Origin of the sequence: Candidatus Leptovillus gracilis, from assembly GCA_016716065.1 — a bacterium.
Lineage (GTDB): Bacteria > Chloroflexota > Anaerolineae > Promineifilales > Promineifilaceae > Leptovillus > Leptovillus gracilis.
This window is the reverse complement of record JADJXA010000007.1, coordinates 100,778-123,040: the sequence shown is the minus strand read 5'-3', so window position 1 is coordinate 123,040 and position 22,263 is coordinate 100,778. Positions and strand designations below refer to the sequence as shown.

The window sequence follows — 22,263 nt, the reverse complement described above, 5'->3', positions numbered from 1 at the left end:
ATAGAAGAAAATTCCAGAGCATTATCCGATTTAATATATCAAGGCGCTATGCTAGCAAAAGAAGCTTATCTCAAAAAATTATCCTCATATTTGGCATTGCTTCAGACGCACATCTCAATGAGAGGCCAAATGGCTTTGTTTGATGTGAATATCGTTGCAGAAGACATAGTCAAAGAATTGCTCAATCTAGCTTTTGGCCTTGAGCTGATCAATCTCAACAAAAACACCTTCAATCAAGCCAGTATTGATTTAGGGGATTTGAAGAATGGCGTGGCAGTACAGGTAACATCAACAAAAACATCTGCAAAGATTGAGACAACTATCAATCTGTTTTTAGAACACGGGCTTTATGAAAAGTACTCAAAACTGTTGATTTTTGTTCTCCAGCCAAAGCAAAAGACCTATAAGAAGTTTGATACCCATAATCTGTTCAACTTTGATCCAGAAGAACACATTATAGATTTTGAATCATTCATAAGATCTGTTCAGTCGCTTGAAACAAGTCAGCTAAAGCAACTGGTGGACTTGCTTGATACAGAAATAAGAATTGATGGCCTCAAAGAAGATAGATCTAAAGATAGCCCTGATGCCCTCCAAGAATTTTTCAATCAACTAACTCAATGGTTCAAAGTTCTAAATTACACTATCGAACCTGAAAGCGTCGAAATACAAAAGGGCTACTTTAGGTTGATTATCAATGTTCCAGAACGTCGAGGTTATTCTCGGATTTTTGTTCGCGGTATTAGCGGCGTAGCGGAAATGAAAGACTTGCATGCATTAAATGCAGATATACAAAACCACAGAGTTAATGAAGCTTGGTTGATTTCTGCCCGCAGGGTTGCCCAGTCAGTTAGGAACTCAGTACAGGATTCTGTCTATTGTTACACTTTTGATGAGCTTATCGACTTGGAGGCTGATTTCACAGGGTATATTGATTGGCTTGAACGAGAGATCGTGAGGCGTGGTATCAAGGATAATTATGTAGACATCGCATGTAAACGAGATGAGACAGACCCTCTAACGCCCAAAAAAGTAACGCCAAGCACATATGATCGATCAAATGGCTGGATTGATGGTTATATTGATCAATGGCTAGATGATCCTGCGAAAGAACACATATCTATTCTTGGGCAGTTTGGCATGGGGAAGACCTGGTTTGCCCTGCATTACGCCTGGGTCATGATAAGGCGTTACTTGGACGCAAAAGAACGGGGAATTAAGCGTCCGCGGTTACCTCTGTACATTCCTTTACGTGACTACGCTAAAGCCGTAAGCATAGAATCTTTGTTTTCTGAATTCTTTTTCCGGAAGCATGAAATCCCTATACATGGCTACTCAATTTTTGAAGAACTGAACCGCATGGGCAAGTTTCTTTTGATTTTCGATGGATTTGACGAAATGGCGGCACAAATTGATCGTCAAAAGATGATCAATAATTTTTGGCAGTTAGCGCGAGCTGTAGTGCCTGGAACAAAAGTGATTCTTACATGTAGGACGGAACACTTTCCAGAGGCAAAAGAAGGCCGATCACTTTTAAGCGCAGAACTTCGGGCATCAATATCAAATCTGACAGGTGAACCGCCCCAATTCGAGGTTTTGGAACTTCTACCATTTGATGACATACAGATAAAAGCTTTGTTGGCTAAACAAGTTAGCCCAGATGTTGCAACCAGAATAGTAAATGACGTTCGGTTGTTGAATTTAGCGCGTCGCCCTGTAATGACAGAGTTGATAATTGAAGCACTTCCAGAAATCACCGCAAACAAAGCTGTTGACATAGCCCGTATTTATTTGTATGCCATTCAGCGCAAGATGGAACGCGATATTAAAGCAGAACGCACCTTTACTTCAATGAGCGATAAGCTGTATTTTTTATGCGAATTGTCATGGGAAATGTTATCGACAGACAGAATGCAGCTTAATTATCGTGAATTTCCAAACCGATTAACAAAACTTTTTCCTCATGCCGTGAAAGAGCAAAAAAACCTTGATCATTGGCATTATGACATGATGGGACAAACCCTGTTGATCAGGAATTCAGATGGAGATTATAGCCCTGCGCACAAGTCTCTGCCGGAATTTTTTGTTGCTTATAAGTTTGCAGCACAACTTGGCGGTCTCCTTCAAGATTTCTTATCACCAATATTTCAACAACCGGAAATCACCTCAAATCGAGCAACTCAAAAATACACGTGGACATCTTATTTTCAACGGGAAATAGTTGACGCCATTAAAGAAAAGCACCCGATTTTTGAAACTTTTGGCTGTGAGACACTGAGTACTCTGGCAACAACCTTTGGGAAAGCACCCCTTTCTGAGGCTTTGATCGAATTCCTAAAAGATATGGTTGATAAAGAGAGTTTGTGGAATCTGGTTTTTTTGACACGAAACAAATCATTTGAAGAGACTCGTTTTATTGGGGGGAATGCTATCACGCTTCTCCGTAGAATGAATGCAAATCTTTCAGATCAAGATTTGAGTCACACAATTCTAGTAGGCGCTGATTTATTCAACGCCGATCTATCTAATACAAATCTGTATGGTGCGAGCTTGACGCAAGCGAATCTAAGCGGCTGCACCCTTGCAGGAACTGACTTGCGTTTCGCTGATTTAACAGACTTGCAAATAGGAGAAATGGGGGAAGTATTAGATGTAGAATGGAATCCAAATGGCCGCTGGTTAGCGAGTACGAGTGATAACACAAACCTGTACCTGTGGGATTCTGAAACTTGGGAACAGAAAATCCTATTTAAATCTAACAATGGCCCAGTCGTAAATGTGCAATGGAGTGGTGATGGGAGGTACTTGATTGCTCTTACAGAGACTGGAAATCTTAACCTTTGGAGAGTGGTAAATTGGCAGACCATTCAATTAAACGGGTTATTCGCGATCAGCACTTTCTCAAGGTTTGCACACGACGATCACCCTAACTTGGCTATTGGCTATTCAACCGGAGCGGTCCAAATCTTTCATACTGGAGATTGGAGTGTAGGTCATTGGTGGTTACCTGATTTTTCATCTCCAGTGACCGCATTATGTTTCAGCGAGGATAATGAATATATCGCTATTGGTTACCTGAATGGTTGTGTGCACGTACGACGCGAGCATAATGGGGAGTTGGTACAAGAAATTGAACGATTGCTGTCACCAATAACGTATTTACAATTTCTAGAAGGAAACAACTATTTGCTCATTTACATTGGCGGTTATGAAATTCAAGGCTCTGTAAGTGGAGGGAGAGTGTTATCCGCAGAGGCAAATTATTTAGTTGAAGGCTATATAGAGCAGGCTGCTGAGGAATTTGAGGTGTTTTATGAGGACAACAAGGAGCAGTTTGAGGAAAAGTATAAGCGACGATTGAAAAGAAACCTGAGCAAGCAAAAACTCTTCAAATTAAAGAAGGATTTTTACAAAGAAACAAATCCAGAGGGTTATAGAGAACTGCTTTATTGGGCAGAGGCCCGTGCTGAAGAAGATCTCATGGAAGCCACTTGGCTAGACGAAGAGGCTGAGGAGGAGGCATATTTTGATTGGCCTACTAGAAAAGCGTTTGTGGCAGGTTTCGTAGAGAAGTGGGATATAAGAACTGGTAAAAGACTGCTCCTTCGTTGGAGTCTAACACATGAAGGTATGTCTATGGCTTATTTGGACAACGGCTGCTATTCAGTAGGACGGTTCAATGGTAGTGTGTTGATTTGGGACAATGATTTCATCAATATAATCAAATATTTGCCAGATCACACCAAACCGATTCTTGCTCAGTCCTTTAATCATTCGTCCAAAAAACTTGCCACAGGTAGTGCGGATACAACAATACGGGTGTGGGATGTTGACAAAAGCAGTCCTTCATTTGGGAGATGCATCAAAACACTAAAAATCAAAATGAATTGTAAAGGGTTACAAATCGAAGGCGCTCGTGGACTAAACGTGTTAAGTCCAGATGGAGGAACTTCTCTTAAATTATGGTTCGTGAGACGTGGCGCACTTTATAGTTAACAACTAAGTGTCATGGTTATTAAATGCATATCATCGTGACCTGGTTCCCGGTTTATTGGTTTACCGTGAACCAGGTAAAAACGGCCGTTCCCTCACCCTCACCCTCACCACAACCAATAAAGGCAAACGGCCGTTTTGCGCTATAATACCCTGCGATACAAATCATATTGGCTAAACAGATAAGATAAGATGCTAAAAGAAGTATTACACGCTATTGAATCGGCCAACGGACCTGTCCATGTCGCCCAACTGAGCCGACAGTTGGGCATCGAGCGCAGCGCTCTGGATGGCATGATTGCTTACTGGGTGCGGCACGGCCGTCTCTACGACGACGCCACATCCCAAGAGAACGCCTGCCCACCCGGGCACTGCGGCTCCACCTGCACCGGTGCAGCCACCTGCGCCTTCGTCGCCAAAATGCCCAAATCTTATACGGTGAAACGGCCGTAATCGCCCACATTCACCCAATTACCTGCCAGGAATGGGGCTTGACACAACCAGCGGGCTATGCTACCTTCTTAACCATGAAACACACGCACACCAAACACCTTTTATTAGGCCGCTTATTACCTGGCAACCTTGTTGCCGGGGTGGGTTGGCGTGTGCCCCAAACCTGGTCTGCATGACACTATCTCCTTGTTGATTTTGTAAAAAGGCCACAGGCACATGTCCTGTGGCCTTTTGATTTTCCAGCTTTGTTTTCCGGCCACGAGACCCACCTCGTGGCCTTTTTTGTTTTTCAACCAATACCCAAACTGCACACTTCACAATTTACAGTTCACAATTCATTATGGAGCGTAACCGATGACCAACAAATCCAACCCATCACCCGGCCGTTACCCCTTCCCGGCCATCGAAGAAAAATGGCGCGCCGCCTGGCAGGCCAGCAACCTGTACCAGACCGGCAGCGATCCGGACAAACCAGATGTGTACATCCTGGATTTTTTCCCTTATCCATCAGGCGATGGGCTGTCGGTGGGACACGGCCGTAACTACGTACCCACCTGCGTCAGCGCCCGCTTCATGCGCATGAACGGCCACAACGTGCTGCACCCCATGGGTTGGGACGCCTTCGGGCTGCCGGCCGAAAATTACGCCATCACCCACGGCATTCATCCCCGCCAAAGCAGCGCCCAATTCTGCGCCACCTACAAACGCCAGATGCAGCTCCTGGAATGCTCCTATGATTGGTCCCGCGAATTGAGTTCCACCGACCCGGCCTATTACCGCTGGACGCAGTGGTTTTTTCTGCTGCTGTTCCGGCGTGGGCTGGCGTATCGGGCGCTGGGCAGCCAATGGTGGTGTCCCCAGTGCCAGACCATTCTGGCAAACGAACAGGTGGTAGATGGTACATGCTGGCGCTGCGATGGCGAAGTCAGCCGCAAAGAGCTGGAGCAGTGGTACTTCAAAATTACCGCCTACGCCGACCGGCTGCTGGCCGACCTGGACACAGTAGATTGGCCGGAATCCATCAAAACCATGCAGCGCAACTGGATCGGCCGCGCCACAGCCGAAGATGGACAGACCGTCAGTTACAAAATGCACGACTGGCTGATCTCGCGCCAACGGTATTGGGGCGCGCCGATCCCCATTATCCACTGCCCGGCGTGCGGCCCGGTGGCCGTGCCGGAAAATCAACTGCCTGTCCTGCTGCCAGACACAACCGATTTTGCCCCGGCGGGCGACGGCCGTTCCCCGCTGGCGCGCATCACCGATTGGGTGCAAACCATCTGCCCGCAGTGCGGCAGCCCGGCCCGGCGCGAGACCGACACCCTGGATGGCTTCGCCTGTTCCTCCTGGTATTTCCTGCGCTTCGCCAACCCCAATTACGACGAGGGGCCGTTTGACCCAACGGCCGTGCGCCGCTGGCTGCCGGTGGATACTTACGTCGGCGGCGCGGAACACGCCGTGATGCACCTGCTGTATGCCCGTTTCTGGACAAAGGTCATGGCGGATGCCGGTCTGGTGGATTTTGTGGAACCGTTTAGTCAACTGCGCAACCAAGGGATGCTGCTGGCGGCCAGCGACGGCCGTAAAATGTCCAAATCACGCGGCAATGTGGTCACGCCCGACGAAATGGTCGCCCGCTACGGAGCTGACGCCCTGCGCGCCTATCTGCTGTTCCTGGGTCCGTTCGACGCCGAAGTGACCTGGGACGAGGCGGGGATTCGGGGAGTGACGCGCTTTCTGGACAAATTTTGGCGGCTGGTGGAAGAATTTAATCCAAAGGCACAAAGGGACGAAGAGACAAAGGAGGACGGGGAGTTTGAGCGGCGGCGGCATCAGATCATTCAACGGGTGACGGCGGATATGGCGGGATTTCGCTTTAATACGGCCGTTGCCGCCCTGATGGAATATGTTAACTATCTGAATGATTGCCGCGAGAAACCGATTTCCTATGCCCAATGGCGGCGGGCGCTGCAGAGCCTGACACTGCTGCTGGCGCCCATCTGCCCTTTCATCACCGAGGAGGTGTGGCAGGCCAGGCTGGGACATGCGCAGTCTGTGCATCAGCAGACGTGGCCCACCTTCGACCCAGACTATCTGGCCGAGACGTTGGTAACACTGCCGGTGCAGATAAATGGCAAAGTGCGTGACCGGATTGTGGTGGCTGTGAACGCGACGGAGGCGGTGGTGCGGGAAACGGCCGTTGCCTCCCCCGGCATTCAAAAACACGTAAACGGCCGTGCCATCCACCAGATCATCATCGTACCCAACAAATTGGTGAATATAGTTATTGGTTGATAGTTGATAGTTGTTAGTTGTTAGTTGGTAACCATTGATAACTAAAAAGACCTGCGGCGCTGGCGTCTCGCAGGTCTTCCTAACAACTAACAACTAACAACTTACGGAATGCACAACACCTGCCCGGCGTAAATCAGATTCAGGTTGTAGATGCGGTTGGCCTGGGCGATGGACCAGGGGTTTGTGCCATACCAGGTACTAATCCGATTAAGGTTATCGCCATAGCGCACCGTGTGATAAAACCGGCAGTAGGTGGTGGGCGGTGGCGGGGGAGCTGGTGGCACAGACCCACTGGGAATAAACAGCACCGTACCGGCGAAAATGAGATTCGGATTCCAGATATGGGGATTGGCCGCCAGAATCGCCTGAGTTGTCGTACCATACAAGCGGGCAATACCGGAAAGCGTTTCACCCCAACGAATGGTGTGATAGACGCCACCTGTCTGCTGCGTCGGCGCGGCCTGCGTGGTGGCAGTTAACCCCAGCAGCAGCACCAACGCCAGCAAAAACACAACCAACATCTTTTGCTTGCGAAGGCGTAGGATAATATTCATGTTTCCTCCTGCGTGTGATGAAATGGCCGTCTTACTAACGGCGCAAACGACCCAACGTGCCAGCCTGACTCTGCCCGGCTGCGCCTTAACATAAGGACAGGAGTACTATAGCATATTTTTCCGCTGGCTGGCAAGAGGCGACGTCCTTCGTTGAAGCGAAAAGAACGGATTTTTCACGCCAAAAGAAAAGACGGCCGTTAAACGGCCGTCTCATCACCATAAATTCTTGGAGATACCGGGACAATGCCTACTGTGGCTTATTAGACGCGGGTACTATACTCGCCTGTTTCCGTGTTGACTTTGATGCGGTCGCCCACCTGAATAAACAGCGGGGTCTTCACCCGCAGCCCGGTGTCGGTGACGATTTCTTTAGTAGCGCCGGTGGCCGTATCGCCAGCGACCGCATTTTCCGCCTCCACGACCTCAAATTCCATAGACTTGGGGAAAATATAGTCCAGGATTTCACCTTCGTAAGAGAGCAGTTCCAATTCCATGTTATCGCGCAAATAATATTTGTCGTCTTCCAACACAGCGTGGGCAACTTGCTTCTGCTCATACGTTTCGGTGTTCATAAAAACGTGAAACTGCCCATCGTCATACAGATACTGGTAAACACCCTTGTCCAGACGAATATCTTCCACGCGGTCGCCAGAGGTGAAGGTAATTTGCAGGTTCGACCCGGTGCGTAAATCTTTGACGTTTACGCGAATGGTTGCTTTGCCGCGCCCCGGTTTGTTGTGGCTGTATTCGGTCACTTTATACAAATTATCGTTGAGGGTGAAAGAGACCCCACGACGTAGTTGATTGACATCAATCATTTCGAAGCTCCTGTTAACAAATATAAATTATGGAAAAACTTGGGCTGATGCCCTGACCGGCAGGGACGCTGACCTGTGGTTTAAACGAAGGGATCGCGCCGCGCGCGACGATTCCACCACAAAACGGCCGCCGACGACCCCGCCAACAGAAACACCCCGGCAATGAACCACAACAATTCATTCAAAGGCGTTACGCTGGTCAGGGAAAAATTGCCTAACTCAATGACAAGCGGCCAACCATTCATGGCTCCAGTTTATCATATTTTGCAGCCATGTTAAAATAGGCTGATTGTAGGAGTTTAGGCGTGACGATTGACGATTAACGATTGGCTGGAAGGAGAACATAGTTATGGGCAAAGAAATAATTCACACCGATCAGGCGCCGGCGGCGTTGGGTCCTTATTCGCAGGCGGTGAAGGTGGGCAATGTGATTTTTACGGCCGGGCAGGTGGGCCTGGACCCGGCGACCGGCAAGTTGGTTGAAAACGACATCACGGTTCAGACGGAGCGGGTGCTGCAAAATCTGACGGCCGTTCTCGCCGCCGCCGGCGCCACCCTGGACGACGTGGTGAAATGCACTGTCTTTTTGCAAGACATGGGCGAATTTGCGGCGATGAACGCGGTGTACGGCCGTTACTTCACCCACCGCCACCCGGCCCGCTCGGCCGTGCAGGTGGCGGCGCTGCCGTTGGGGGCGCGCGTCGAAATCGAAGCCATTGCCCTGCTGCCCGGTTAGAGGCGCTTGATGAGCAAAGAGACGATTCTGGTGGTGGACGACGAGGCCAACATCCGCGACCTGGCGCGGCTGTATTTGCAGAAAGATGGCTACCGCGTGGACACCGTGAATAACGGCCGTGACGCCCTGGCCTACATCAAACAAACACCGCCTTCTCTGGTGGTGCTGGACCTGATGCTGCCAGAAGTAGACGGCTGGGAAGTGTGCCGCCGGGTACGCGCCGAAAGCACGCTGCCCATCCTGATGCTCACTGCCCGCGACGACGACATAGACAAAATTGTCGGCCTGGAGATGGGGGCGGACGATTACCTGACCAAGCCATTCAATCCACGGGAACTGGTGGCCCGCGTGCGCGCCATCCTGCGGCGGACCACTTCAGCCACAGACCCAACGGCCGGTAAAACACGCCAGGCCGGTAATGTCATTGTAGACCCATCCAGCCATCTGGTCACAGTGGGCGGCCGGCGGATTGACCTGCGCACCAAAGAGTTTGACCTGCTCGTCACCCTGATGGACCATTTGAACATGGTACTGTCGCGGGATCAGTTGTTGGATCTGGTGTGGGGTTATGAATTTTACGGCCGTACCCGCACCGTAGACGTCCACATCGCCAATCTGCGGGAAAAATTAACCGGCAGCAGCCTGACCATCGAGACGGTTTGGGGCAAAGGATATAAGCTGATCATAGTTGATAGTGGGTAGTGGATAGTTGATAGGTGTAAGCTAATCACCCAACTACCAACTACCAACTACCAACTACCAATTCCCATGTTTAACACTCTGCGCAGTCGTCTGCTGCTTTCTTATGTTGGCGTCATTGCCATGGCCCTGGTGGTGATTACGATGTCGCTGTTGTTTTTTGCCACGCGGCCGGGTGTGCGCTATCTGGCGGCCATGCAAAATCTGGCGGCCGTCAGCACCAGCAATCGTCAGGAGCTGCTGCGGCTGTTGGAAATGGGGGCAGCGACGCCAGCTTATGAACAATTGTTGCAGAAAACGGCCGTCGCCAACAACGTGCGCGTCCTCATCGCCGACATGACCTCCAAGCAAATCTTGTTCGACAGCGCCACTGAAGGGAGTTGGCAGGGGGACACCATCGAGGGGGTGCAAAATTTGCGCAGCCTGCTGCCCAATGTCGCCAGCAACGCCATCACCGGCATCTTTGAACATACCGACAGCACACGCTGGCTGGTGTATTCGCAGCCCATTTCCAGCCTCGGTTTCGGCCGTTTGCAAATCTTTTACGCCGCGCCAGAACCAACCACATTGGCCTTTTTTCGCCAATCATTTTTGCGGCCGATTGGCGTGGGCGCGGGGGTGGCCTTGCTGTTGGCAATTTTGTTGGCCGCCGCCATTGCCAATTGAGTGACACGGCCGTTGCGCACCATGGCCACCGCCGCCGAAGGCATCGCCCGCGGCGATTATGACCAACAGTTGTCGCTGCAAGGCCCAGACGAAGTGCAGCGGCTGGCGGCCAGTTTTAACAGCATGACCAGCCAGGTGAAAATGTCGCAGCAGGCGCAGCGCGACTTTGTCAGCAATGTTTCCCACGACCTCAAGACGCCGCTGACGGCGATTCGCGGCTGGAGCCAATCGCTGTTGGATGGCACGGCCGTTACCGACGCCGAGCGCCAGCAGGCAGCGGCCATCATCCACAACGAGACGGAACGGATGCAGCGTCTGGTGAGCCAACTACTGGACCTGGCGCGCATCGAATCCGGCCAGTTAAAATTGGCGCTGGAGCCGGTGGATTTGCGACAAGTATTGGCCGAGGTGCAAGACAACCTGGCCTGGCGCGCCCAGGAGCAGGGAATCTACCTGACCGATGAGTTGCAATCCACACCGCCGATTGGCGGCGATTATGATCGCCTGATGCAGTTGTTTACCAACCTGGTGGACAACGCGCTGGCCCACACGCCGGCCGGCGGGCGGGTGCATGTGAGCCTGAAACCGCATGGGGAAACGGCCGTAGACGTGTTGGTGCAAGATACCGGTTCCGGCATCGCCGCCGAGGATTTGCCGCGCATTTTTGAACGGTTTTATCAGGTGGATAAGTCGCGGGCACGGGGAAACGGCCGTCGCGGTTCTGGCCTGGGTTTAGCAATTGTGCGGGAATTGGTGGAAGCCCATCAGGGAACCATTCGGCCTTACAGCCAGGTGGGGCAGGGAACCGCCTTTTTGGTGCGGCTGCCCGTATACCAGGAAACGCCAACCAACAACGCCAACGCCATTACCTGACCGTTACGCGCGCCCGTTCTCCGCCCAGCCCACAAATCGCAGCCTCTCGACAAATTCGCTGAGCATAATGGCGGTGGCCCCCCACACTTTATGCCCCTGCACGGCAAAGTAAGGCACTTCCACCTGATGCCCACGAAAATCCCACGGTTCACGAACGGCCGTTGCCGGGTCCAACAACGTGGCTAAAGGAACTTCGATGATTTCTGCCACCTCCGTTGTCGCCGGCCGGAATGTTGGCCGCTGCGCCAACGTATACCAGGCAATAAACGGGTGAACCATGAAGCCGGAAGGGGGAATATAAATGGGGGTTAGCTGACCGATGGGAGTAACGGCCGTGCCGTCCACGCCAATTTCCTCTTCTGTTTCACGCAGGGCGGCGGCCAGCAGCGTTTCCGCCGCTTCCTGCTGGCCGCCGGGAAAGGAAATTTGCCCCGCGTGCGACGACAAATCATCCCGCCGCCGGGTTAACACCAGGTGCATCGCCTCGTCGCGCCAATACAGCAGCAGCAAAACCGCGCCGATCCGCGCCTGGCTCAAATCATCCGGCGGGCGTCGGCCGGCGCCGCCAAATGGCATCATTTTCTCCTGAGCAGCCAGCGTATCAAACTCCTCTAAGCCGAGCGCCTGGCGAATGTCATCTAGTTGACGCATTGGGTTCATAAAGCAATCATCCGTTATACCTGACAAGATGACAAAGTGACATCTGACAAGGTGACAAAAACGTCAGATTATGACATGGCGAGAATAACCAGCAGCGGTGTTATTGTTCGCTGTCAGTGTGGCGCGATGGGTCGGCATCATTGTCACAAACCCAGGTCTTTTCACCCCTTCACCCCATCACCCCGTCATCTCTTCGCCTGTCTGGATGCCCTGATTGTCAGCCACCGGGACCAGCAGCTTGCCATGAAACACATACCCTGTACCCCGTTCAGACACAATGTAACGTGGCCGGGAGGTGTCGGCCGCGTCTTCGATTTTGCGGCGCAGGCGGTGCATGTGGACATGCAGACGGTCCTCATAGGCCGGTTCCAGCGGCCACAGACGGCGCAGGATGTATTCGGTGGTGACGGTATGCCCGGCCTGGCGCATGAGAATGTATAACAATTTGGTCTCAGTCGGCGTCAGGGCTGTCGGCGCGTCGTAAATCAGCGCCCGGCGCTGCGGAAAATCCACCGTGAGCCGTTCGTCCACATGGGTCAGGGCGTCCAGATGAAAGGAAAGCCCGCCCAGACGGGACAACACGCGCCGGACGCGGGCTACCAATTCGCCGGGATTAAACGGTTTGATGATGTAATCTTCGGCGTATTTTTCCAGCCCTTCAATGACCGTTTCTTCTTCATTAACGGCCGTCAACAATATCACCGGCAAATCGCAAAACTGGTGAACCATGTGGCAGAACTCAAACCCACTCATGCCGGGCGGCATGTGGATATCTACAATTGCCAGATGCGGCAAACCCTGGGTGTGCATCAGCTTCAACGCCTCTTCGCCCGACGAGGTTGTAACAGCCTTAAACTCAGCATTTTCCAGCGCAAATTGCACAATGCGCTGGGTATATTGGTTGTCGTCAACAACAAGAATGACAGGTTTTTGCTCTAAGGTATCCATGTCTATGTGTCATGCCTCGGCAGATCTTTTGCCCATATCAGGCATCGGTTGATGGCGTCAGCGCCGGCGTTAATCGCTGAGCCAGAAAGTGTAACCAATGCCCCGCTGTGAGCGGATATAATGTGGTTTGGTAGGGTCTACTTCAATTTTGCTGCGCAGCCGATGAACGTATACGCGCAGCCGTTCTTCATGGCCCGATTCATGCGGCCACAGGCGTCGCAGTAAATAATTGCTGCTGACTGCTTTGCCAGCCGAACGCAAGAGAATGTACAGCAGCTTTGTTTCCGTAGGTGTCAACGTTGCCGGACGGCCGTTCACAATCACCTGACAGCCCACCAAATCAACGGTCAGCCGCTCATCCACCCGCGTCATGGGATCCAAAGGGTAGGCAAAGTGACCAATGCGCCGCAAAACCCGGCGGGCGCGGGCGATGAGTTCGCCCGGCAAGAAGGGTTTGGTCAGATAATCTTCCGCGCAGCGGTCAATCGCCTGGGCCTTCGTCTCCTCGTCTTCAATCCCCGTCAGCATCATGATTGGCACGTCGCTGAAAGTGTGGACCGTTTCACAAAATTCCAGGCCATCCATGCCAAACGGCATGTTGATGTCTACGACAGCCAGATGTGGCAGCCCATGCCGCTTCATCCAGCCCAGCGCATCTTCGCCCGAAGTGACGGCCGCAACCCGAAAACCGCCTCTGTTCAAGGACTCTTCTATCATTTCCAGCACAAACACGTCATCGTCAATTACCAGGATGCGGAAAGTTTTGGGATCAAATTCATTCATAAGCTGTCTTTATCGGCTAGAATTTAGGCTACGCTGCCTCATCTTACCAAACCTTGCTCTTGCCGGAACATCATCGCGCCGATGAGCGCTTGTTTTATGCCATTTGGCCTGGCAGCCAGCGACATTGCATCTGACAATGATGGTTCAAGCCGCAGGCAAGTATGTTGCTGTTATTGGCGGTTTTGCGTAGGTGTTGAATATGAATTGTAACAAAGCGTTGATACTCTCTCAACTTTATCACAATCCGGTCAACATTTCCCATTCCGTCTCTTTTTGACCAGCAATTTGCTCTTTTTGCTTTGCAGTTCGCCGAAATATTTTATACTTACGGCCGTCACCAGAAACACTCTGTAGTCGTACCTGTTAGCAGCTTGGTAAAAGTTTGGTTCTAACGCTGCTCGCCAATCCGTTGGAACCACCCCAAACCGATTATGACGATTGTTGTGGGCACAATTGCCTGGATGACCGGCATCTGGCTGGCCTCGTTGATGGGCTGGTCGTTGGCTGTCTGGTTGGCTGCGGCCGTTCTCGCCCTGGCTGCCGCTTTGTTTACCCGGCGCTGGGGCCAGCCGGCGCTGCTCTTGGCCGCGCTGGCGGCGCTGGCTTTGGGCGGTGCGCGTTACAGTCTGGCCGTGCCAGACATCAACGCCGGCCACATCGCCTATTACAACGATCTGGCTGCGGACGTGGGCGTGGTGGGCGTGGTGGTGCGCGAGCCAGACGTGCGCGACCGGTACACCAATTTGCAAATCGCCGCCGAACGCATCACCCTGGCCGATGGCGCAACCTATCCGGTGACGGGGCGCGTATTGGTACGCGCCAACCGTTTTCCAGAGGTCCCGTACGGGGTGCAGGTGGCGGTGAACGGCCGTCTACAAACCCCACCCGAAGACGAAAACTTCAGCTACAAAGATTATCTGGCCCGGCAGGGTGTTTACAGCAGCATCTCCCAGGGTCGCGTCAGGGTTCTCGGCGAAGGGGCCGGCCAACCGGCGCTGCACGCCATTCTATCCCTCAAACAGAAAGCCCAGAACGCCATCAACCGCCTGATCCCCGACCCCGAAGCGGCGCTGTTGAGCGGCATTTTGCTGGGCAACGACAACGGCATCCCGCCCGACCTGGCCGAAGATTTCCGCGTGACCGGCATGACCCACATCATCGCCATTTCCGGGTTCAACATTGCCCTGCTGATCGCCATTCTCATCAGCCTGGTGGACCCTTTTTTGCCGCGCAAAACGGCCGTTCTCGTCGCCGTCGTGGGGGTTATCCTCTACACCATCCTGGTGGGCGCGGAGGCCTCCGTAGTGCGGGCGGCCATCATGGGGTCGCTCTTTCTGTTCACCAGCCGTTGGCTCGGCCGGCGCAACTTCGCCTATGCCTCCCTCTTTTTCGCCGGTTTCCTGATGACATTGTTTCGGCCGCTGACGCTGTGGGACGTCGGCTTCCAGCTCAGTTTCACCGCCACTCTGGGACTGATGCTGTACGCCGACCCCTTCACCACCTGGACCCGCCGCCAACTTTACCACGTCGCTGACCGCCCGGTGAGCAATCAGGCGATGGGCATTCTGTCCGAGGCCGTGCTGCTGACCGTCGCCGCCCAAATTCTGACCCTGCCGCTGATGATCGGCTATTTTCGCCAGTTGTCGCTCATCAGCCTGCTGGCGAACGCTTTTGTGCTGCCCATTCAGCCCGGCGTGATGCTGTGGGGCGGCGCGGCGACGCTGGTGGGCATGGTCTGGGCGCCGTTAGGCCAACCGCTGGCCTGGGTGGCCTGGCTCTTTCTGACGGCGACAATTCGTCTGGTGCGGGCGTTTGCCGCTGTGCCCTTTGCCGCCGTGCCGCTGCACGTGCCCCTGACCGGTATATTGCTGATGTATGCCGTGATCGGGGCGGTCACCTGGTTTGTTAAAGCGACGCCGGAAAGGCGCACGGCCGTAAGCGACTTTTTGCGCCAAAATATTTCCCAACGTTTGGCGCTGGGCGGCAGCCTGGTTGTTCTGCTGTTGGTGGGCAGTTGGTGGGCGTCGCAGCCAGACGGCCGTTTGCACGTCGCCTTTTTAGATGTCGGCCAGGGCGACGCCATCTTCATTCAGACGCCCACCGGGCGACAAATTCTGGTGGATGGTGGCAATTTCCCCAGCGTCCTCACCGACCGGCTGGGCCGCCACATGCCCTTTTGGGACCGGGATATTGATATTCTGATCGCCACCCACCCCGACGCGGACCACGTGACTGGTCTGACCGCGCTGTTTGACCGGTATCAGGTGGGGCGGGTTATCACCAACGGGCAGGGGCTGGGCGAATCGGCCATCTACGACGCCGTTTTGCAGGCGGCAGCGGCGCAGGGGACGCCGGTGCATCGCGCCCTGGCGGGCGAAGTGATTGAAATTGGCGATGGCGTGCGGCTGGAGGTGCTGCATCCGGGAGCCGTGTTAACCGGCGACCGGAACGAAAACTCGGTGGTGCTGCGGCTGGTGTATGGCGATTTTTCCGCGCTGTTAACCGGCGATGCCGATGAGGCGTCCGAAGCGGTGATGTTGGCGAACGGCCGTTCCCTTGCCAGCCTGGTTCTCAAGGCCGGTCATCACGGCTCCCAAACCTCCAGTTCACCCCCTTTTCTGCAAGCTGTACAACCACAGGTGCTGATCATTTCCAGTGGGGCAGACAATAAATTCGGCCATCCCCACCCAGAGGTGCTAGAATGGGCGCAGAAATTGGGCACGGCCGTGCTGCGCACCGATGAATTGGGCACAATAGAAGTGAGTACCGACGGACAACAGATGTGGTGGCAGGCCGGTCCCAAAAACGGCAGCGCAGGTCGCTGACACCGGTTTGCGGGGTTAAAGTTTTGGAGGAAGTGTTAAATTGAGGATTCCCATGAACAATTTAGACCAACAACTGAACGAAACAATCACCTATCTTTACGACAACGCGCCAGGTTTTCAGAAACGGCTGCAAGCGGCCGGTCTGACCCCCCATGATTTGCAAGGCGTGGACGATCTGGCGCGGCTGCCCGTGCTGCGCAAAGACGATCTCATCGCCTTGCAGCAGGCTGATCCCCCTTTTGGCGGACTGCTGGCCGTGCCCATCAGCGAACTGCGTTACGTCTTTCAGTCGCCCGGTCCTATCAACGAACCTGGCGCCCAGCAGCGGGATTCCGGGCGATGGGCCGGGGCGCTGGCGGCCGCCGGTTTCCAGCGCGGCGACGTGGTGCTAAACGCTTTTAGTTACCACCTCACTCCGGCCGGCGCTTCATTCGACGACAGCCTGACGAGCATGGGCTGTGTGGTCATCCCCGGCGGCATCGGCGCGCAGGAGCAGCAAATTCAGGCCCTGGCCGCCTTTGGCGCGGTGGGTTACGTGGGGCTGCCCAGCTACCTGAAGGCGCTGCTGGATAAAGCGGTCGAATCAGGCGTCGAATTACCGTTGTGCAAAGCCTTTGTGCTGGCCGAACCGCTGCCGCCTTCGCTGCGCCAGGAGCTAAACGCGCGCGGCGTGGCTGTCTACCAGGGGTATGGCACGGCCGAATGCGGCAATTTGGGCTACGACGTGGCTGGCTACGCCGGCTGGCGCATCCCCGACCAGACCATCGTGCAAATTTGTGACATCAACAGCGGCCAACCGCTGCCTCATGGCCAAACAGGCGAAGTGGTCGTGACGCTGCTCAATCGCCACTACGCCGTCGTGCGTTTTGGCGTCGGCGATTTGTCGGCCATCCTCCCCGAATCGGCAGTGGATGGCGGCGGTCTGCGGCTGATGGGCTGGTTGGGGCGCGTCGGCGCGGCGACGAAGGTGCGTGGCATGTTCCTGCATCCAACGCAGTTAGCAAACATGATGGCTCGCTTCCCGGAAGTGGCGGCTTATCAAGCCGTTATCAGCCGCGTCGAGCATAAGGACCATCTGGCGCTGCTCGTGGTGACCATGCCAGATACCAACAGCGCCGAATTGGCGGAACGGCTGCAAAACACAGCCCGCGAAGCGATCAAGTTCCGTCTGGATGTGGACGTGGTAGCCGATCTGCCGCCCGACGCGCCGCCCATTCGGGATGAGCGAACCTGGGAATAGACGGTGGATTGGGTTAAACACCCTCTCAATGCACCCATGAAGCCCCTCTGGGATTTCACCACGGAGGCGCGGAGGCTTGTCCTGAGCGCCGTCGAAGGAACACAGGGTTCTTACAGGGTCAATCTCTGCGCCCTCCGTGTCTCTTTAGTCACTACTAGCCGCAAAGCGCGCAACGGTTTTGGGTTCTCTTTGCGTTCTTCGCGTTCTTTACAGAGGAACTGGCAAAAGGATTCAAATTGCCGCTTACGGTGTACGATTCGCCAGGCTTGCACTATAATGTGCCCATCTGAATCGTCGCTTTGAAAACAGAAGGAGTTTCCCATGCTTGTCAAAAATAGAATGTCTCAGCCTGTCATTACCGTGGAACCGGATTTGCCTATCATGGATGCCCTGAACCTGATGCGGTCTAAAAGTATTCGCCGTATGCCGGTGGTAGATAAGCAGGGCAAACTCATCGGGATTGTTTCCAATAAAGACCTGCTCAACGCCAGCCCATCGAGCGCAACTTCATTGAGCGTGTGGGAAATCAACTATCTCGTCGGCAAGATCAAAATCAAAGATGTGATGACAAAAGCCGTCCTCACCATCTCTGAGAACACGCCCATTGAAGAAGCGGCGCGTCTAATGGTGGACAATAAAGTCGGCGGACTGCCGGTGATGCGCGGGGATCAGCTTGTGGGTGTGATTACAGAATCGGACTTATTTAAGGTTTTGCTGGAGTTGATGGGGGCGCGGGAAACGGCCGTGCGCCTGACAGCCATCGTACCCGACGTGTTGGGTGAACTGGACAAACTAACCCACGCCATCGCCGAAGCCGGCGGCAGCTTCCTCTCTTTTGGTCAATTCAATGGCGAAGAGGACGACAACCGGATCGTAACCTTCAAGGTATCCGGCCTGGACGAAGCGCAAGCACGTGAACTCATTGCCCCGCTGGTCATCGAAATCAGTGATATTCGCACAATCTAAGAAACGAGATTTGAATAATTGGCACGTTTAGATTGGACAAATCTCAGAAGATTTGTCCAATCTTCCGTCAATCGCCCATGTCAACCATCTCAGGGCAGCCATCTGGGCTGGATGCCTGGTGAAGCTACTTCTCGCAGTTCGCCAGAAGCCACGTCTACCAACCACAATTTGGGTTCTGCCCCTGGTTCGGCCAGGTAATAGCCCTGCATCACAATGGCGGCGCCGTCTGGCGACCATGCCGGTTGGCCGTAATGGACCTCGCTGTTGGCGGTGACGGCCGTTGCCCCACTACCATCGGCCCGCATCAACCACAACTGTTTGCCCATCGGCGCGCGCGGCTTTTTGCGGCCGAAGGCAATCCATTCGCCATTCGGTGAAAAAACCGGCAGGCCGTCGTTGGTGTCCATTTCCACGCCGCTTAAGTTGGTAAGGTCCGCGTCGGCCAGATTGGCGCTGAACAGGTGGACATTAAAGCGCTCGTCCATGATCAACATTTCACTCACCAGCAAGCTGGCGCTGTCTGGACTCCAGGCGGCCGGTTCACCCGTCTTGCTGGGGATGATGAGGCTGTCGCCGGTTTCCAGGTTGTAGGCTTGAATCTCCTGATTGATGGGAGCGATGTAGCTGAGCCAACGGCCGTCGGGCGAAAAACGCGCGCCCAGACCCAACCATTGACTGTCCTGAAAGACGGCTAACGTTGCGCCTGTTTCGCTGTCCAGCCACCACAGACGGGGTGGTCCGGGCGGCGCGCCAGGCGCGGGAATGGTGCGCTGCTCATACACCAGACGACGGCCGTCTGGCGACCAGACGGCCTGGGTGCAGGCGGCTTCCGGGCAGGCCAGCAGTTGGCGACGGTTACGGCCAAATTCATCCATGATCCATAAATCGGCGCCGTTATTGGCGTTGCTGGCGCTGTAGACAATGCGCGTGCCATCGGGCGAGATGGCGTAATCCAACACGCCGCGCGGTTCGCTGGTCAGGGCGGCGCGGCCGCTGCCATCTGGGTGAACCACGTAAAGCTGATTGGCGTCGTTGGCCCCGGCCCAGCCGATGTAGAGGATGCGCGGCGTTGTGGAATTGGCGAAAGTAGGCAGAGCGTTACGGCCGTTCCACCAGGCGAGAACGGCCGTCAGCAGCAGCGCCGCGCCAATCGTTGCCCACACGGCCAAGTCAAAACGGCTAAATCGGCGCGTTGCCGGAGTTAAAGCAGCAGAATCAGAGACCATGATTGATAGGTAACAGCTTACAGATAGAGATAGGGCTGCGCTGGTGGGTCTGTAGGCACGATGCTGTCGGCGACGAGGATGGGGATTTGACGGCCGTCAAAAACGCCAACCGCAAAATGGCCGGTCACTTCAACCCACTGGTCGGCGGGGATTGCGGCGGCGTCCGGCCACTGCACAATCAGGCCGATAGGCGCGGCGTCGGCGACGCAGCAGCTTACAGTGAAGCGGGCCACCATGAAGGTATCGTCGGCAAAACGTGGGTCGCGGTAGACAAAGCCGATGATGTGGGCCTCCTGGCCGTTAAAAGCGGCCGGATCGCTCTGGCGCTGAAAATCGCTCAACCAATCGAGTATATTTTTTTCGCCGGCTGTCAGCCCCAATGCGCTGCCCGGCTGCGGTGGCGCAACCGAAGTCAGCGACCCCATCGTGCCCACGTTAATTTCCCGGTTGCCAATGGCCGCTGCGCCTAACGGCCGTGGCGGAACCAGCCAGCCCAACAGCAGCGGTAAGGACACAATCAACAAACCCGCCCACGTCAACACGCCATGATCATGGTCGTGGGCATGGGCATGGGCATGCTGGCCGGAAACAAGATAATAACTGGCCGCCACCAGCAAAAATCCCCCGGCCGCCAGCCAGGTCAGCAGCACAAAACGTTGATTGATGTAATACAACACCGTGCCATCCATTACGCGCATAAACAAAAACGCGCCCAGCAACAGCAAAATGCTTGTTTTAAGAAATCGGTCCATAGCTAAAAATCCTTGCGTTAGCCGGTGAGCAAATTAATGGCTACGCCCATAAGCAAACTCAGGGCCATCGGCAGAAAAATCAGATAAAGAACCGCGCGCTTGCGGAAGACCCCCAGGAACATGAGTGAACTTTTGATGTCTACCATGGGGCCAAATACCAGGAAAGACAGGATAGAGCCGGTGGTGAAGGTGTTGACGAAGGAAAGGGCCAGGAAGGCGTCCACGGTGGAGCAGATGGAGAGGACAAAGGCCAGCACCATCATGACGACCACGGAGATGACCGGGCCGCTGCCCAGGGCCAGCAGGGTAGATTGGGGAACCAGGGTTTGCATGGCCGCGGCCATCATAGAGCCGACAATGAGGTAGCGCACCATATCCATGAAGTCATCGCCGCCGACAGCCAGCGCTTGCCAGAAACGGCCGTGTCCCTTCCCGCCCTGTTCGCCAGATTCCACGTCACACACTTCACCGTCAGCGTGATGATGGTGATGGTCATCATCGTGGTCAAGAGTGGCCGGCAGCAGCACCTCTTGCGGCGCGGCCAGGGTAAACAGCAGTCCGGCAGCAAAGGCGATGAGTACACTGAACACCACCCTGCCAATCAACACCGGCCCCCAACCAAAAGCGGCATAAGTGCTGAGGATGACGATGGGGTTGACCACCGGCGCGGCCAGCAAAAAAGCCACGCCCACAGACAGCGGCAGCCCCTTTTGGTACAAGCGCCGAGTCACCGGCACGACGCCGCACTCGCACACTGGAAAGGCAAAACCCATGAGTGCGCCGGTCAGGGCGGCGGCGGCGGCGCGACGCGGAACCAGGCGGGTGAGCATGTCGCGGTCAATAAAAATTTCAATCAGGCCAGAGACGATGGACCCGGCCAGCAAAAAGGGCACCGCTTCAATGAAAATGCCCAGAAAGATGGTGGTAAACGTCTGAAAACGGTCATAGATGGGGCCAGTGGTGAAGCGCGTCAGGCCGATGACCACCGCGGTCAGAACCAGCAGCGCCACGAGGAGGCGGGTTTGTGAGCGTTTGGCGGGAACGGCCGTTTTTGTTTCCAGCCCGCCTGGTTCTGTCGTTTCTAGTTTCATCACCCTGGCAGTGTATAAGCGTCTGGCGTCAGCGTCAAGCCGCCGCAAAACCAGGCTGTGCAAGCCTCATAGACCACTCACCGACCGGGCCATTTATGAAGATTTGCGATGAAAAGGACATACGCGCCGTAAACTGATATACTATGTTGCGTTTATCCGTGAACAATCGTACCTGTTTATCTCGGCAAGTTTACCTATGACCGAAGGAAAAATTATGACTCTACACCCTCAAGGCAAAGCTGGCGTTCGTATTAGTCAGGCAAAATACGACGTGCTGCGCGCCGCCATTTTATCCGCTCTTACCGATGAAGGGGAGATTGCTTTTGGCGACCTGCCAACGGCCGTTGAAGCGCGTCTGCCCACTCCCTTCGATGGTTCGATTAACTGGTACGTCACCACCGTGAAGCTAGACCTGGAAGCCCGCAACGAAATCGAACGCATTCCCGACCGCAACCCACAGCATTTGCGGCTGGTGGGGTGACAGCCAGGTCTGTTTAAACAGAAAAGCCCCCAAATGGGGGCTTTCGCTGTGGAAGAGGAGAAGAAGAGGGAGGAGAAAAGGTTTTGTTTGTTGCTCATAGCATACGATAGACCGTCAGCGGGCACTGTATCCACCTATACACCCCATCTGTCTACTGCCTGGCAAAGCCCACGAGGGTCTCATAGTGAGCTTATGTGCCGCTAA

Annotated in this window: 20 protein-coding genes; 11 read left to right on the top strand and 9 right to left on the bottom strand. The window is 54.4% G+C overall.

The genetic code is table 11. The annotated features are described in order from the left end of the window. The first annotated feature begins 48 nt into the window (after window positions 1-48). From IPM39_18360 to IPM39_18350, 3 genes are all read left to right on the top strand, one after another. Window positions 49-3,996, top strand: coding sequence for an SMEK domain-containing protein (locus IPM39_18360; protein ID MBK8988004.1), 3,948 nt, complete (start codon window positions 49-51; stop codon window positions 3,994-3,996). Window positions 3,997-4,185: 189 nt separating this feature from the next. Beyond that, window positions 4,186-4,446: a hypothetical protein gene (locus IPM39_18355; GenBank protein MBK8988003.1), complete on the top strand. Its 261-nt coding sequence runs from the start codon at window positions 4,186-4,188 to the stop codon at window positions 4,444-4,446. A gap of 354 nt (window positions 4,447-4,800) precedes the next feature. Beyond that, a complete protein-coding gene (locus tag IPM39_18350) occupies window positions 4,801-6,741 on the top strand; it encodes a leucine--tRNA ligase (GenBank protein ID MBK8988002.1) in 1,941 nt (646 codons plus the stop codon). 101 nt (window positions 6,742-6,842) lie between these two features. Here IPM39_18350 and IPM39_18345 read toward each other — a convergent pair whose 3' ends face one another. From IPM39_18345 to IPM39_18335, 3 genes are all read right to left on the bottom strand, one after another. After that, window positions 6,843-7,295 (bottom strand): LysM peptidoglycan-binding domain-containing protein, encoded by a 453-nt coding sequence (locus IPM39_18345; GenBank protein MBK8988001.1) that lies wholly within the window; start codon window positions 7,293-7,295, stop codon window positions 6,843-6,845. 260 nt (window positions 7,296-7,555) lie between these two features. After that, complete coding sequence (efp, locus tag IPM39_18340) at window positions 7,556-8,113, bottom strand: elongation factor P (protein ID MBK8988000.1); 558 nt, start codon at window positions 8,111-8,113, stop codon at window positions 7,556-7,558. An 80-nt stretch (window positions 8,114-8,193) separates the two neighbouring features. Further along, window positions 8,194-8,358 carry a hypothetical protein gene (locus IPM39_18335; GenBank protein ID MBK8987999.1) on the bottom strand — a complete coding sequence of 55 codons (165 nt, stop codon included), beginning with the start codon at window positions 8,356-8,358 and terminating at the stop codon, window positions 8,194-8,196. A 104-nt stretch (window positions 8,359-8,462) separates the two neighbouring features. Between IPM39_18335 and IPM39_18330 the strand changes: the two genes are divergently transcribed. From IPM39_18330 to IPM39_18315, 4 genes are all read left to right on the top strand, one after another. Then, window positions 8,463-8,849 (top strand): RidA family protein, encoded by a 387-nt coding sequence (locus IPM39_18330; GenBank protein MBK8987998.1) that lies wholly within the window; start codon window positions 8,463-8,465, stop codon window positions 8,847-8,849. A gap of 9 nt (window positions 8,850-8,858) precedes the next feature. Then, on the top strand, window positions 8,859-9,551 hold the full coding sequence (locus IPM39_18325; protein ID MBK8987997.1) for a response regulator transcription factor: 693 nt from the start codon (window positions 8,859-8,861) through the stop codon (window positions 9,549-9,551). Window positions 9,552-9,617: 66 nt separating this feature from the next. Beyond that, window positions 9,618-10,214, top strand: a complete 597-nt coding sequence (locus IPM39_18320; protein ID MBK8987996.1) for a hypothetical protein — start codon at window positions 9,618-9,620, stop codon at window positions 10,212-10,214. Continuing rightward, window positions 10,215-11,087 carry a HAMP domain-containing protein gene (locus tag IPM39_18315; GenBank protein ID MBK8987995.1) on the top strand — a complete coding sequence of 291 codons (873 nt, stop codon included), beginning with the start codon at window positions 10,215-10,217 and terminating at the stop codon, window positions 11,085-11,087. Between the two features lie 3 nt (window positions 11,088-11,090). On the opposite strand, the gene IPM39_18310 is transcribed toward IPM39_18315, so the two are convergent. The 3 genes from IPM39_18310 to IPM39_18300 all read right to left on the bottom strand — a co-directional run bounded on the left by IPM39_18310 (window position 11,091) and on the right by IPM39_18300 (window position 13,478). Then, entirely contained in the window at window positions 11,091-11,747 is a 657-nt protein-coding gene (locus IPM39_18310) for a CoA pyrophosphatase (protein ID MBK8987994.1), read from the bottom strand. Window positions 11,748-11,924: 177 nt separating this feature from the next. Continuing rightward, complete coding sequence (locus IPM39_18305) at window positions 11,925-12,695, bottom strand: response regulator transcription factor (protein MBK8987993.1); 771 nt, start codon at window positions 12,693-12,695, stop codon at window positions 11,925-11,927. A gap of 69 nt (window positions 12,696-12,764) precedes the next feature. Then, window positions 12,765-13,478 carry a response regulator transcription factor gene (locus IPM39_18300; protein MBK8987992.1) on the bottom strand — a complete coding sequence of 238 codons (714 nt, stop codon included), beginning with the start codon at window positions 13,476-13,478 and terminating at the stop codon, window positions 12,765-12,767. A gap of 431 nt (window positions 13,479-13,909) precedes the next feature. On the opposite strand from IPM39_18300, the gene IPM39_18295 reads away from it, so the two are divergent. The 3 genes from IPM39_18295 to IPM39_18285 all read left to right on the top strand — a co-directional run bounded on the left by IPM39_18295 (window position 13,910) and on the right by IPM39_18285 (window position 18,509). Beyond that, window positions 13,910-16,303 (top strand): DNA internalization-related competence protein ComEC/Rec2, encoded by a 2,394-nt coding sequence (locus IPM39_18295; GenBank protein MBK8987991.1) that lies wholly within the window; start codon window positions 13,910-13,912, stop codon window positions 16,301-16,303. 52 nt (window positions 16,304-16,355) lie between these two features. After that, window positions 16,356-17,543 carry an AMP-binding protein gene (locus IPM39_18290; GenBank protein ID MBK8987990.1) on the top strand — a complete coding sequence of 396 codons (1,188 nt, stop codon included), beginning with the start codon at window positions 16,356-16,358 and terminating at the stop codon, window positions 17,541-17,543. 321 nt (window positions 17,544-17,864) lie between these two features. Further along, window positions 17,865-18,509, top strand: coding sequence for a CBS domain-containing protein (locus IPM39_18285; protein MBK8987989.1), 645 nt, complete (start codon window positions 17,865-17,867; stop codon window positions 18,507-18,509). 89 nt (window positions 18,510-18,598) lie between these two features. On the opposite strand, the gene IPM39_18280 is transcribed toward IPM39_18285, so the two are convergent. From IPM39_18280 to IPM39_18270, 3 genes are read right to left on the bottom strand one after another with little or no spacing between them, the layout of a single operon-like run. Continuing rightward, window positions 18,599-19,735, bottom strand: coding sequence for a PD40 domain-containing protein (locus IPM39_18280; GenBank protein MBK8987988.1), 1,137 nt, complete (start codon window positions 19,733-19,735; stop codon window positions 18,599-18,601). Between the two features lie 17 nt (window positions 19,736-19,752). After that, window positions 19,753-20,487 carry a TIGR03943 family protein gene (locus IPM39_18275; GenBank protein ID MBK8987987.1) on the bottom strand — a complete coding sequence of 245 codons (735 nt, stop codon included), beginning with the start codon at window positions 20,485-20,487 and terminating at the stop codon, window positions 19,753-19,755. Window positions 20,488-20,504: 17 nt separating this feature from the next. Then, a complete protein-coding gene (locus IPM39_18270) occupies window positions 20,505-21,578 on the bottom strand; it encodes a permease (GenBank protein MBK8987986.1) in 1,074 nt (357 codons plus the stop codon). 214 nt (window positions 21,579-21,792) lie between these two features. On the opposite strand from IPM39_18270, the gene IPM39_18265 reads away from it, so the two are divergent. After that, complete coding sequence (locus IPM39_18265; protein ID MBK8987985.1) at window positions 21,793-22,059, top strand: hypothetical protein; 267 nt, start codon at window positions 21,793-21,795, stop codon at window positions 22,057-22,059. Window positions 22,060-22,263: the final 204 nt, after the last annotated feature.